The following is a 12729-nucleotide window of genomic DNA, read 5'->3' as shown; positions in this document are numbered from 1 at the left end:
AATCGCCGCCAAAGCGTGATATCCCACCACCATGAAACGTCTCAAGATCCTGCGGCGGTGGTTTGCGCGGAAGCTCGGCTTCGCCCGCGTGATGTGCCTTGCGCTGCTGGTGCTGTTTGCCGGCGCGCGGCTGTGGGATCCGCCGCCGATCCAGGAATTGCGGCTGCGCACCTTCGACATGTTTCAGCTGATCGACCCGCGCCACAAGGCGGCGCGGCCGGTCACCATCGTCGATATCGACGACAAGAGTCTTGCCAAGCTCGGCCAATGGCCATGGCCGCGGACGCGGATCGCAGACCTGATCAAGAACCTCACCAGCAACGGCGCGGTGGTGATCGGCTTCGACGTGGTGTTCTCGGAAGCGGACCGGCTCAACCCCGATCTGGTCGCGGGCCAGATGCGCGATCTCGACGACGCCACCCGCGCCAAGCTGCGCGAGCTGCCGAGCAACGACCAGATCCTCGCCGACGCGATCAAGCGCTCGCGCGTGGTGCTGGGCGAGACCGGACAGCGGGCGATCGCAACCGAGATCGACAAGTCGCTCCCCTTCACCGGCGTGGCGACCGTCGGCGAGGAGGGCGCTGAACGCTTCCTTTTCGAATTCCCCGGTCTGCTGCGCAACGTGCCCGTCATCGAGAAGGTCGCCGCCGGGCGCGGCTTGTTCACCATCCGAACCGAGCGGGACGGCCTGATCCGCAGGGTGCCGATGGTGATGCGCGCCCAGGGCAACATCATGCCCTCGCTCAGCCTCGAGATCCTGCGCGTCGCCACGGGCACGCCGACCCTGCTGGTGCGGACCGACAAGACCGGAATCAGGGCCGTGCGCCTCAAGGGCGTGGAAATTCCGACCGACAAGAACGGCCAGCTCTGGGTGCATTACGCGCGCCAGGATCCGTCGATCTACGTGTCGGCTGCCGACGTGCTCGACAACAGCGTGCCGCCGAACAAGATTGCCGGCAAGCTGGTGCTGATCGGCACCTCCGCGGTCGGACTGAACGACATCAAGACCACGCCGGTGTCCTCGACCATGCCGGGTGTCGAGATCCACGCCCAGGTGCTCGAAAGCGTGCTGAGCGGCGCGATCATCTCGCAGCCGAACTATGCGCTCGGCGTCGAATTGCTCGCCGCGCTGATCATCGGGATTCTCGTCATCATCTTCACGCCGAACCTCGGTCCCGTGCGGCTGGTGCTCGCAGGTGCGACCTTCGCCGCGATCCTGATCGGCGTGTCCTGGTTCTTCTATGCGCAGTACCGCTACCTGATCGACTTCACCTATCCGCTGCTCTCGACCACGGCGATCTACCTGACGCTGATCTTCGCCAGCTTCGTGCGCGAGCAGCGCCAGCGCGTGCAGATCCGCGGGCAATTCGCGCAATACATGTCGCCGGTGCTGGTCGAGCAGCTCGCGCAGTCGCCGGAAAAGCTCGTGCTCGGCGGCGAGGAGCGCGTGATGACGATCATGTTTTCCGACGTGCGCGGCTTCACCACGATCTCGGAGACCTACAAGCACGATCCGCAGGGGCTGATCGCGCTGATGAACCGGTTCCTGTCGCCGCTCACGGACGTGATCATCGATCAGAAGGGCTACATCGACAAATACATGGGCGACGCCATCATGGCGTTCTGGAACGCGCCGCTCGACGATGCCGCGCACGAGATCAACGCCTGCGAGGCCGCGATCCAGATGCTGGAGCGGATCGACGCGGTCAACAAGGAGCGCGAGCAGGAGGCCGCCGACGGCGGCCATGTCTACATCCCGCTCAATGTCGGCATTGGCCTCAACACCGGCATCGGCGTGGTCGGCAACATGGGCTCAGACCTGAAGAAGAACTATTCGGTGCTCGGCGACAGCGTCAATCTCGCGTCGCGTCTCGAGGGCCAGTCGAAGGAATACGGCTTCCCCATCATCGTGGGGTCCCGGACCGCGCTCGCGGCCAAGGACAAGTTCGCGATCCTCGAGCTCGACTTCATCATGGTCAAGGGCAAGACCGAGCCGGAGGTGATCTATGCCATCGCCGGCCGCGACGACGTGATGCAGTCTGCGGCGTTCCAGCGCCTGCGCAACATCACCATCGAGATGCTCGGCTGCTACCGCAGCCGCGACTGGCAGGGCGCGCTCGACGCCATCGAACGCGGCCGCCGCAGCGAGGATGCTGACACGCTGGAAAAGCTGTTCAAGCTCTACGAGATCCGCATCAAGGATTTCCAGGTCAATCCGCCGGCGGAAGGCTGGAGCGGGGCGTATGCGCTGCTGACGAAGTAGGGGCTCCGCTGCCGCCCACACTCCGTCATTGCGAGCGCAGCGAAGAAATCCAGACTGTAGCTGCGGAGAGATTCTGGATTGCTTCGCTGCGCTCGCAATGACGAGTCTGTTGAGGCGATCGTACTCAATAACTCCAGGTGGTCGTCCCGGCAAAGGCCGCGACGACCACCTTCATTGGTGCAGGTACTCGCCGCCTCACTCCACCCCGATCGTCGTCAGGTCCTGGAACCAGTGCTGCGCCTGCACGAACTGCTTGATCTTCGGCGACAGCGCATGCGGGTTGGTGTCGTGCACGACCCACACCAGTGCGGCGTCGTCGACGATCAGCGCGTGCGCCTGGGCCAGCAATTCGTCCTGCTTGGTGGGATCGAAGGTCTGCTTGGCCTCGTCGATCAGCGCGTCCACCTTCGGGTTCTTGTAGCCGCCCCAGTTGACGCCGACCGGTGCGATCTGCCCGGAATGGAAGAAGCGGACGATGGCGTAGAGCGGGTCGGAGGTGACATAGGCGATGTTGTTGGCGGTGATGCCGGCGTTCATCTCGTCGGCCGCGCCCTTGCGCCAATGCGTATAGAGGGTCTCGAGCTCGACCACCTTGAAGTCGATGTCGATGCCGATCTCCTTGAAGCTCTGCTGCAGGAATTCGTTCATCGGCAGCGACAGCATCTGGCCGGTGCCGCCCTGCGCGATGATGAAGGTGGTCTTCAGCGGCTTGGCCTTGGAGTAGCCGGCCTCCTCGACCAGCTTCTTGGCGGCGGCGAGATCATACTTGATGTCGAAGGTGGGCTTGCCGAACCACGGGCTCGACGGGTCGACCTGGCCCTTGGCGGGTTTTGCGAGGCCATTCATCAGCCCGACGACCTCATCGCGGTTGATGGCGAGGTTGAGCGCCTTGCGCAACCGGATATCGGTCCAGGGCGAGCCGGGGAGCACGCTGAGATGATAATTCCAGACGTGCGGGGTGACGTTGTCGACCAGCTTCATGCCGGCGGCCTTGAGCTGAGGCACGGCGTCCGGCGCCGGCGTCTCGATCAGGTCCACCTGTCCGGCGAGCAGCGCGTTGGTGCGCGTCAGCGCTTCGGGCATCGGCACCAGCACGAGCTTGTCGACCTTGGGAATCCGCTTCTTGTTCCAGTAGTCCGGATTCTTCGTCAGCTCGGCGAGCTCGCGCGGCACCAGCTTGGTCAGCTTGAACGGGCCGGTGCCGGAGGGCTGGCTGGCGAACTTGTCCCAATCCTTGCCGAGCTTCTCATATTGAGTCGGGCTCGACACCAGGAACCAGAGCATCTGATAGGGAAAGAAGGAGTCGATCGTCTTGGTGGTGATCTCCACCGTGGAATCGTCGATCTTGGCGTAGCTCGCGACGGACGGAAGCCGCGTCTTCACCTGCGCGCTCTGCCGCTTGTCGAATTGCGGCGCCTTGTCGTTGAGCACCTTGTCCAGATTCCAGATCACCGCGTCGGCGTTGAACTCGCTGCCGTCGTGAAACTTCACGCCCTTGCGCAGCGTGAAGCGCCACTTGGTCTTGTCCTTGTCGTCCACCTTCCACTCGGTGGCGAGCCCCGGCACCAGCTTGCCCGGGCGGTCGGCGACGTCCATCTCCCAGGCCACCAGCGGATCGTAGATCGTGTAGGCGGTGAACTGATAGGCGCCGGCGCCGCGGTCGGGCTGGCCGGTCGTCAGCGGAATGTCCGCCATCGAGATGCCGTAGCGCACCACGGTTTCGGCGCGCGCCGAGATTGCGGAAACCGCCAGCGCAAGCACGGCGAGACAAGTCGATAGTCGGGTACGCATGGCCCAAGGCTCCAGGGGAAAATTCGGGGCGAAGTCAGGGCCAAACTTGCAATCTTGATGCCAGAATAGGCATCGCCGCGGCTTTGCGCCTCGACAATCACAAAGACTTGTCGTCGCAGGGGCAATCTGCAGAAAAAGTTTCTCCTTGGCATAGCCATTGCATACGATTGCATCAAAATTAGTCATCGTAAGCCGGAAAGGAATTGAGGCGATGTTTATCAAGACAACGACGCGCGCGGCGCTGATTGCGGCGCTGGCTCTCGACGACGGCGGCCGCATGGCCGCGCGCCGCGAGCGCAGAGACCGTGCTGCGCATCGGCATGACGGCTGCCGATATTCCGCGCACGCTGGGCCAGCCCGATCAGGGTTTTGAAGGCAACCGCTTCACCGGCCTGACCATGTATGACGCGCTGACCGGCTGGGACCTCTCGTCCGCCGACAAGCCGAGCGTGGTCATTCCCGGCCTTGCCACCGAGTGGAAGGTCGACGATGCCGACAAGACCAAATGGACCTTCAAGCTGCGCCCCGGCGTCACCTTCCATGACGGCTCGCCGTTCAATGCGGACGCCGTGGTGTGGAACGTCGACAAGGTGCTGAAGCAGGATGCGCCGCAGTTCGACGCCAGCCAGGTCGGCGTTACGGCGTCGCGCATGCCGACGCTGGCCTCCGCGAAGAAGATCGACGACATGACGGTCGAGCTCACCACCAAGGAGCCCGACAGCTTCCTGCCGATCAACCTCACCAACCTGTTCATGGCGAGCCCGGCGAAGTGGCAGCATTTCTATGACAAGGCCGAAGGCGCCGATGCCAAGGCGAAGTCGCAGGCCGCATGGACCGCCTTTGCCAAGGACGCCGCGGGCACCGGGCCGTGGAAGATGGCGAGCTTCACGCCGCGCGAACGGCTCGAACTGGTGAAGAACGCAAATTATTGGGACAAGGCGCGCGTGCCCAAGGTCGACAAGATGGTGCTGCTGCCGATGCCGGAAGCCAACGCCCGCACCGCGGCGCTGCTCTCCGGTCAGGTCGATTGGGTCGAGGCGCCGGCGCCGGACGCGCTGCCCGAGCTCAAGCAGCGCGGCTTCAAGATCTACGCCAACGAGCAGCCGCATGTCTGGCCGTGGCAGTTCTCGCGCATCGAAGGCTCGCCCTGGAACGACATCCGCGTCCGCAAAGCCGCAAACCTCTGCATCGACCGTGAAGGCCTCAAGGACGGCCTTCTCGCCGGCCTGATGGTGCCGGCGACCGGCACCTTCGAGCCCGGCCATCCCTGGCGCGGCAAGCCGACCTTCGAGATCAAGTACGACAAGGCGGCTGCGCAAAAGCTGATGCAGGAGGCAGGCTTCGGTCCGAACAAGAAGCTGACGGTGAAGGTCCAGACGTCGGCGTCGGGATCGGGCCAGATGCAGCCGCTGCCGATGAACGAATATCTCCAGCAGGCACTCGCCGAGTGCTATTTCGACGTGAAGCTCGACGTCATCGAGTGGAACACGCTGTTCACCAACTGGCGCCGCGGTGCCAAGGATCCTTCGGCCAACGGCTCGAACGCGACCAACGTCACCTATGCGGCGATGGATCCGTTCTTCGCGCTGGTGCGCTTCCTGCAGTCGAGCATGGCGCCGCCGGTCTCGAACAATTGGGGTTTCATCAACAATCCCAAGTTCGACGAACTGGTGAAGAAGGCGCGGCAGACCTTCGATCCCGCCGCGCGCGACGCTGCGCTCGCCGAACTGCACGCGGCCTCCGTTGACGACGCAGCCTTCCTCTACGTCGCCCACGACGTCGGCCCGCGCGCCATGAGCCCAAAGGTCACGGGCGTGATCCAGCCGAAGAGCTGGTTCATCGACTTCTCGCCAGTGTCGATGCAGTAGTTCAAGCGACACGCTCAGTGCACCCTCTCCCCTTGCGGGAGAGGGTGGCTTCGCCAGAGCGAAGCCGGGTGAGGGTCTCTCTCCGCGGATTCCCCTCGCGCATTAGCAACGATTGTGCCCGCGGACAGATACCCTCATCCGGCGCTTCGCGCCACCTTCTCCCACAAGGGGAGAAGGGAAGAAAGAATCCGACGTGCTCGCCTATATCGCCAGACGCATCGTCTACGTCATCCCGATCGTCATCAGCGTGGCGCTGGTGTGCTTTCTGCTCGTGCACATCACGCCGGGCGATCCGCTCGTCGCGGTGCTCCCCGCAGATGCCTCGCAGGAGCTCGCGGCACAGCTTCGCACCGCCTACGGCTTTGACCGTCCGCTGCCGGTGCAGTTCGGGCTTTGGCTGCTGCGTGCCCTTCACGGCGACCTCGGCAACTCCATCGCCACGGGGCGTCCCGTCCTCGCGGAGGTCATGCGCGCAGTCGGCAACACCGTCACGCTCGCGATTGCCGCGGCCATCATCGGCTTCACCATGGGCATTCTGCTCGGCCTGATCGCCGGCTATTTCCGCGAGACCTGGATCGACAAGGTCGCGACGTCCTTTGCCATCGCCGGCGTCTCGGTGCCGCATTACTGGCTCGGCATGGTGCTGGTCATCATCTTCTCGGTGCAGCTCAACTGGCTGCCCGCGGTCGGCGCCGGGCCGAACGGTTCCAACTCCTGGGCCTGGGACTGGGCGCATCTGAAATACCTGGTGCTGCCGGCGATCACGACTTCGGTGATCCCGATGGGCATCGTCACCCGCACGGTGCGTGCGCTGACCGGCGATATCCTCTCGCAGGACTTCGTCGAGGCGCTCCGCGCAAAAGGCCTGCACGAGACCGGCGTGTTCCGCCACGTCATCAAGAACGCCGCGCCCACCGCGCTTGCGGTGATGGGACTTCAGCTCGGCTACATGCTCGGCGGCTCGATCCTGATCGAAACCGTGTTCTCCTGGCCGGGCTCCGGCTTTTTGCTCAACTCGGCGATCTTCCAGCGCGACCTGCCGCTGCTGCAAGGCACCATCCTGATCCTGGCGCTGTTCTTCGTCTTCCTCAATCTGCTGGTCGACATCGCGCAAGCCGCGATCGATCCGCGCATCAAGCGGGGCTAGCCGATGAGCCGAGCTGTAGCCACCAAGGCAGTGCGCTCCCTCCCCCACCTGCGGGGGTGGGTTGGGGAGAGGGTGTCTCCTCAATCGAGAATCCCCCAGAGGAGAAAGCCCTCTCCCGGCGCTGCGCGCCGACCTCTCCCGCAAGCGGGCGAGGTGCACCGCGTCCTTGGCAGGCATCCTTTGACCCAATATCCAGGCGGAACTGGCCGATGAGCGAGCTTCCGTTGGCCGCCACCGCCGAGGCCGCGCTGCAGGCCGCGCCCGCCACCAGGGCGCGGGGCTATTGGGCGACCGTCGGCCGCCGCATCGCCCGTGACAAAGTCAGCATGGCCTGCGCGCTGGTGCTGCTGCTGATCTTTCTCTCCGCGATCCTCGCGCCGTGGCTGGGACTCGAAGATCCCTACAAGGGCTCGATGATCCGCCGCCTCCGCCACATCGGCACCGTGGGTTATCCGCTCGGCACCGACGAGCTCGGCCGCGACATGCTGGCGCGGCTGATCTATGGCGGGCGGCTGTCGCTCCTCATCGGCATCCTGCCTGTCATCCTCGCCTTCTGCATCGGCACCTCGCTCGGCCTCGTCGCGGGTTATGTCGGCGGCAAGCTCAACACCGCGATCATGCGCACGATCGACGTGTTCTACGCATTCCCCTCCGTGCTGCTGGCGATCGCGATCTCCGGCGCGCTCGGGGCCGGCATCCTCAACTCCATCGTGTCGCTGACCGTCGTGTTCGTGCCGCAGATCACCCGCGTCGCCGAAAGCGTCACCACCGGCGTGCGCAACATGGACTTCGTCGAGGCCGCGCGCGCCTCCGGCGCGGGGCCGTTCACCATCATGCGCGTGCACATCCTCGGCAACGTGCTGGGTTCGATCTTCGTCTATGCCACCAGCCTGATCTCGGTCTCGATGATCCTGGCCGCCGGTCTTTCCTTCCTCGGTCTCGGCACCAAGCCGCCGGAGCCGGAATGGGGACTGATGCTCAACACGCTCCGGACTGCGATCTACGTCAATCCGTGGGTCGCAGCATTGCCGGGCGCGATGATCTTCGCGGTCTCGATCTGCTTCAACCTGCTCTCGGACGGCCTGCGCAGCGCCATGGACATCAGGAACTAGCCCATGAGCGAAGCCAACACCCCCGTCGCGATGCTGGAACCGATCGAGGACCTTGGCGGCGCCGCGCAGCCGCTGCTTCAGGTCAACGGCCTGACCAAGCATTTCCCGGTTCGCGGCGGGCTGTTCGCCGCCAAGCGCACCGTGCGCGCCGTCGACAACGTCTCCTTCTCCGTCGCCAAGGGCGAGACCGTCGGCATCGTCGGCGAGTCCGGCTGCGGCAAGTCGACCACCGCGCGTCTCCTGATGCATCTGATGCCGCGCGATACCGGCGACATCATCTATGACGGCATGACCGTCGGGCAGTCGCTGAGCCTGCGCGAACTTCGCCGCGGCATGCAGATGGTGTTCCAGGATTCCTACGCCTCGCTCAATCCGCGCCTCACCATAGAGGAATCCATCGCCTTCGGCCCGAAGGTGCACGGCATGGCGGACGGCACGGCGCGGGCCCTGGCGCGCGAGCTGCTCGGCAAGGTCGGCTTGCGGCCAGAGAATTTCGCCAACCGCTATCCGCACGAGATCTCCGGCGGCCAGCGCCAGCGCGTCAACATCGCCCGCGCGCTCGCGCTGTCGCCGCGCCTGGTGATCCTCGACGAAGCGGTTTCCGCGCTCGACAAATCGGTCGAGGCGCAGGTGCTCAACCTGCTCGCCGATCTCAAGCGCGAGTTCGGCCTGACCTATCTCTTCATCAGCCACGACCTCAACGTCGTCCGCTACATCAGTGATCGCGTGCTGGTGATGTATCTCGGCGAGGTCGTCGAGCTCGGCCCCGTGGACCAGGTCTGGGACAGCCCCGCGCATCCCTACACGCGCGCGCTGCTTGCGGCGATGCCGTCGTCCGACCCGGATCGTCGCACCGAGAAGCCGCCGATCTCTGGCGATCCGCCCAACCCGATCGATCCGCCGCCGGGCTGCCGCTTCCACACCCGCTGCGCGTTTGCGGAGCCGCTCTGCGCAAATGCCGCACCAAAGCTCACGGCCGTCGATACAATGGGCCACGAGGCGGCGTGCTACATGGCGATCCCGGGTTCAGGCCATAGCCGCGCGCCCGCAGAGGAAACCGCATGACGAGACCAACACCCAAAGAGATCAAGCCGATCGCGCAGATCGCCGGCGTCCCCGTCGATGACGAGATCGCAACGCGCATCTCCAATTCGATCGGACCGGCCTTCGAAGGTTTTGAAGCCATCGCCGGCACCTTGCCGTTCGACCTCGAGCCCGCGCTCTATCCGATCGCGCAGACGCTGAAGGTGTCGAAATGAGCACTGAGCCTGCATTGATGACGCTCACCGCGGTCGCGCGTGCGATCGCGATGAAGCAGGTGTCCTCGCATGAGGTGACGCGCGCGCTGCTGCATCGCATCGCGCAGTGGCAGCCGCATCTCAACGCCTTCATGTCGATCGAGGCGGAGGCTGCATTGAAAGCGGCCGAGGCCGCCGACGCCGAGCTCGCCAAGGGCAAGGTGCGCGGTCCGCTGCATGGCGTGCCGCTCGCGCACAAGGACATGTATTACGATGCCGGCAAGGTCTCGACCTGCGGCTCGCTGATCCGCCGCGATTTCGTGCCGACCGTCACCTCCACCGCTTTGCAGCGCCTGAAGGACGCCGGCCAGGTTCGCCTCGGCACGCTGCATCTGGCCGAATTCGCCTACGGCCCGACCGGGCACAACGCCCATTACGGTCCGGTGCGCAATCCGTGGAATGTCGCGCACATCACCGGCGGCTCGTCGTCCGGTTCCGGCTCGTCGGTCGCCGCGCGCCTGACGTTTGCCGCGCTCGGCTCGGACACCGGCGGCTCGATCCGCATGCCCGCGCATTTCTGCGGCGTCACGGGCCTGAAGACCACCGTCGGCCGCGTCAGCCGCGCCGGCGCGATGCCGCTGTCGCAATCGCTCGACACGGTCGGCCCGCTCGCGCGGACCGCGGAGGATTGCGCGCTGCTACTGGCCTTGATGGCGGGTCTCGATCCCGCAGATTCGACCACCAGCCACGAGCCGCTGTCGGACTATGTCGCGGCGACCAAGGGCTCGCTGAAGGGCCTCAAGATCGGCGTGCCCACGTCCTTCTATGTCGACGATCTCGACAGCGAGGTCGCGCGCGTGCTCGACGAGACCATTGCGGTGCTCAAGCGCGAAGGCGTCGACATCGTCAAGGTCGAGCTGCCGGACCAGCGGCAATTGTCCTCGGCGAGCCAGCTCGTGCTCGCGGCGGAAGCTGCCGCCTTCCACAAGCGCTGGATGATCGAGCGGCCGCAGGACTACGGCCCGCAGGTCCTGATGCGGCTTCAGAATGGTCTCGCCGTGCCCGCCATCACCTATCTCGAAGCGATGCGCTGGCGCGGGCCGGCGCTCGCCGCGCACAATGCCGCGACATCAGGCGTTGACGCGATCATCGCGCCGGCCTCGCCGGTGCCGGCACCGACGATCGAGGAGAGCGACGTCGGCGGCGGACCGAGCGCGCCGGCCATGGTGCAGCGCCTGACGCTGTTCACCCGTCCCGTGAACTATCTGGGCCTGCCGTCGCTCACCATTCCCTCCGGCTTCACCAGGAGCAGCCTGCCGGTCGGCATGCAGCTGATCGGCCGCTCCTTCGACGAGGCGACCCTGCTCACCATCGGCGCTGCGTTCCAGCGCGTCACCGACTATCACGACCGGATACCCAAGCTGCCGTCATGACAAAGCTCGTCGATATCGCAGGTCTCAACATCCGCTTCACCGGCGAGCGCACGGTCTATGCCGTGAACGATCTCAGTCTCTCGCTCGGCGACGGCGAGGTGCTGGGCCTGCTCGGCGAGTCCGGTTCCGGCAAGAGCGTGACATTGCGTGCGCTGATGCGGCTATTGCCGAAGAAGCGCACGCAGATCACGGGCAAGGTCAACGTGATGGGTCGCGACGTGCTGGCCATGAACGACGAGGAGCTCTCGTCATTCCGCGGCCAGACCGTATCGATGATCTTTCAGGAGCCCGCGCTGGCGCTCGATCCGGTCTACACCATCGGCGCGCAGATCGCCGAGAGCGTCGTGCGTCACGAAGGCAAGTCTCAAGCCGAGGGCAGGGCACGTGCGCTCGAGATGCTCGAGGTCGTGCGCATCCCCTCGGCCAAGCGGCGCCTCGACGCCTACCCGCACGAGATGTCCGGCGGCATGCGCCAGCGTGCGATGATCGCGCTGGCGCTGGCCTGCCGGCCAAAAATTCTGCTGGCGGACGAGCCGACCACCGCGCTCGATGCCACCGTGCAGATCCAGATCCTGCTGCTGCTGCGCGAGTTGCAGCGCGAGTTCGGCATGTCCGTCATCTTCGTCACCCACGACATTGGTGTGGCGATCGAGATCTGCGACCGCGTCGCGGTGATGTATGCCGGCCAGATCGTGGAGCAGGGCACGTTGCGCGATATCGTCCGCAGCCCGGTTCATCCCTACGCCAGGGGCCTGCTCGCCTCGACCATCCACGGCGCGAAGCGAGGGCAGCGCCTCGAAACCATCCCCGGCACCCCGCCCTCGCTGGCGGAGAAGCCGAACAGCTGCTCCTTCGCCCCCGCTGCAAGCTCGCCGAACCGCGCTGCCTGGAGCAACTGCCTCCCAATGTGGAGGTCGGACCGGGCCGGGCGGCAAGGTGTGTGCTGGCGGAGCCGGTGGCCGCAACGTAGTCCGTTGGCCGTAAAGATTAGTGGTAGCCCAGAACACGACTCCCCCACCCTCCCCCTTGTGGAGGAGGGTGGGGGAGAGGGGTAGCCACGCACTCAGACCTCGCCTGTAGCCACCCCTCTCCCTGCCCCTCCCCCGCATGGGAAGAGGGAATGAGAGAGAAGCGCGTCACTCACTTCGTAATCGCGCGCGGCTTCAGAATTCCTCCACGACAACACCGACTTGTCACAGTTCACCGCGCGCCAAGTGCCGAACCCGTTTCTACTGTGCATGGGGTTGTTTTCGACATTTTTGTTTCCGCAGGCGCAACCAGCCGATGGGGAACCGCATTCACACCCCGTTCATGCCGGTTCCCGTTCCATGCGGGGCATTCACGCCAGAGGGACGTCACTTATGTACATTTCCAACGAAGGCCTGCTCGTCATCCTGTTCGTCGGCCTGGTCGCCGGCTGGCTGGCCGGCAAGATCGTGCGGGGCGCAGGCTTCGGGATCATCGGCGACATCGTCATCGGCATCTGCGGCGCACTGGTCGCGAGCCTGTTGTTTCCGAAGCTCGGCATTCGCATCGGCACGGGCCTGGTGTCCGAGATCGTCTATTCCGCCATCGGCGCGGTCATCTTGCTGCTGGTAGTGAGGCTGGTGCGGGGCGGCGGCCGGCTCTAGCAGCCGTTTCGGTTCAATCGGAACTTTCGCCGCTCCCCGGCTGGGGAGAGGCCGCCATGTCTGCTATAAAAAGCCGCAAAGACTGTGAAATACCGGACTTGTGTGCGGGGCTGTCAGGGGGTGATGTATCCCATCAGGGTCCGGATTAAATCGGCTGCGCGGAGCGCAGCGGGAAGATCATGTTAATCCGGTTCGCTTACCCCTGAACTGCCTGTGAACTCAGGGGCTCCGGCCCCTCACCTGAAA

At 65.0% G+C, this 12729-nt stretch carries 8 protein-coding genes and 2 pseudogenes; 9 read left to right on the top strand and 1 reads right to left on the bottom strand.

What is annotated here, in order from left to right:
* The first annotated feature begins 31 nt into the window (after positions 1 to 31).
* A complete protein-coding gene (locus ACQ86E_RS10755) occupies positions 32 to 2263 on the top strand; it encodes a CHASE2 domain-containing protein (RefSeq protein ID WP_431205361.1) in 2232 nt (743 codons plus the stop codon).
* A 195-nt stretch (positions 2264 to 2458) separates the two neighbouring features.
* On the opposite strand, the gene ACQ86E_RS10750 is transcribed toward ACQ86E_RS10755, so the two are convergent.
* Positions 2459 to 4054 carry an ABC transporter substrate-binding protein gene (locus ACQ86E_RS10750; RefSeq protein WP_431205360.1) on the bottom strand — a complete coding sequence of 532 codons (1596 nt, stop codon included), beginning with the start codon at positions 4052 to 4054 and terminating at the stop codon, positions 2459 to 2461.
* A 211-nt stretch (positions 4055 to 4265) separates the two neighbouring features.
* Here ACQ86E_RS10750 and ACQ86E_RS10745 point away from each other — a divergent pair.
* From ACQ86E_RS10745 to ACQ86E_RS10710, 8 genes and pseudogenes are all read left to right on the top strand, one after another.
* Positions 4266 to 5922: pseudogene (locus ACQ86E_RS10745) on the top strand (ABC transporter substrate-binding protein).
* Between the two features lie 193 nt (positions 5923 to 6115).
* Positions 6116 to 7069 (top strand): ABC transporter permease, encoded by a 954-nt coding sequence (locus ACQ86E_RS10740; protein WP_431205359.1) that lies wholly within the window; start codon positions 6116 to 6118, stop codon positions 7067 to 7069.
* Positions 7070 to 7278: 209 nt separating this feature from the next.
* Positions 7279 to 8181, top strand: a complete 903-nt coding sequence (locus ACQ86E_RS10735; RefSeq protein WP_431205358.1) for an ABC transporter permease — start codon at positions 7279 to 7281, stop codon at positions 8179 to 8181.
* Between the two features lie 3 nt (positions 8182 to 8184).
* Positions 8185 to 9246, top strand: a complete 1062-nt coding sequence (locus ACQ86E_RS10730) for an ABC transporter ATP-binding protein (protein WP_431205357.1) — start codon at positions 8185 to 8187, stop codon at positions 9244 to 9246.
* Positions 9243 to 9440, top strand: coding sequence for a hypothetical protein (locus ACQ86E_RS10725; RefSeq protein WP_247507473.1), 198 nt, complete (start codon positions 9243 to 9245; stop codon positions 9438 to 9440). The genes ACQ86E_RS10730 and ACQ86E_RS10725 overlap by 4 nt, the downstream gene beginning before the upstream one ends.
* Positions 9437 to 10852: an amidase gene (locus ACQ86E_RS10720; protein ID WP_431205356.1), complete on the top strand. Its 1416-nt coding sequence runs from the start codon at positions 9437 to 9439 to the stop codon at positions 10850 to 10852. Before ACQ86E_RS10725 ends, ACQ86E_RS10720 begins: the two co-directional genes overlap by 4 nt.
* Positions 10849 to 11822 (top strand): annotated as a pseudogene (locus tag ACQ86E_RS10715) (ABC transporter ATP-binding protein). The gene ACQ86E_RS10720 and the pseudogene ACQ86E_RS10715 overlap by 4 nt, the downstream one beginning before the upstream one ends.
* Before the next feature lie 391 nt (positions 11823 to 12213).
* Complete coding sequence (locus ACQ86E_RS10710) at positions 12214 to 12483, top strand: GlsB/YeaQ/YmgE family stress response membrane protein (RefSeq protein WP_431205355.1); 270 nt, start codon at positions 12214 to 12216, stop codon at positions 12481 to 12483.
* Positions 12484 to 12729: the final 246 nt, after the last annotated feature.

It is taken from the genome of Bradyrhizobium betae (assembly GCF_050632175.1).
In the GTDB taxonomy this organism is placed as follows: domain Bacteria; phylum Pseudomonadota; class Alphaproteobacteria; order Rhizobiales; family Xanthobacteraceae; genus Bradyrhizobium; species Bradyrhizobium betae_B.
Note: the sequence above shows the minus strand (reverse complement) of the source record. Positions and strands in the feature narration are given on the sequence as shown.

What these genes read in the sequence shown, in the direction of transcription:
- ACQ86E_RS10710 (WP_431205355.1), top strand. Translation starts at nt 12,214, where the DNA reads ATGTACATTTCCAACGAAGGCCTGCTCGTCATCCTGTTCGTCGGCCTG.
- ACQ86E_RS10755 (WP_431205361.1), top strand. Translation starts at nt 32, where the DNA reads ATGAAACGTCTCAAGATCCTGCGGCGGTGGTTTGCGCGGAAGCTCGGC.
- ACQ86E_RS10730 (WP_431205357.1), top strand. Translation starts at nt 8,185, where the DNA reads ATGAGCGAAGCCAACACCCCCGTCGCGATGCTGGAACCGATCGAGGAC.
- ACQ86E_RS10725 (WP_247507473.1), top strand. Translation starts at nt 9,243, where the DNA reads ATGACGAGACCAACACCCAAAGAGATCAAGCCGATCGCGCAGATCGCC.
- ACQ86E_RS10720 (WP_431205356.1), top strand. Translation starts at nt 9,437, where the DNA reads ATGAGCACTGAGCCTGCATTGATGACGCTCACCGCGGTCGCGCGTGCG.
- ACQ86E_RS10750 (WP_431205360.1), bottom strand. Translation starts at nt 4,054, where the DNA reads ATGCGTACCCGACTATCGACTTGTCTCGCCGTGCTTGCGCTGGCGGTT.
- ACQ86E_RS10735 (WP_431205358.1), top strand. Translation starts at nt 7,279, where the DNA reads ATGAGCGAGCTTCCGTTGGCCGCCACCGCCGAGGCCGCGCTGCAGGCC.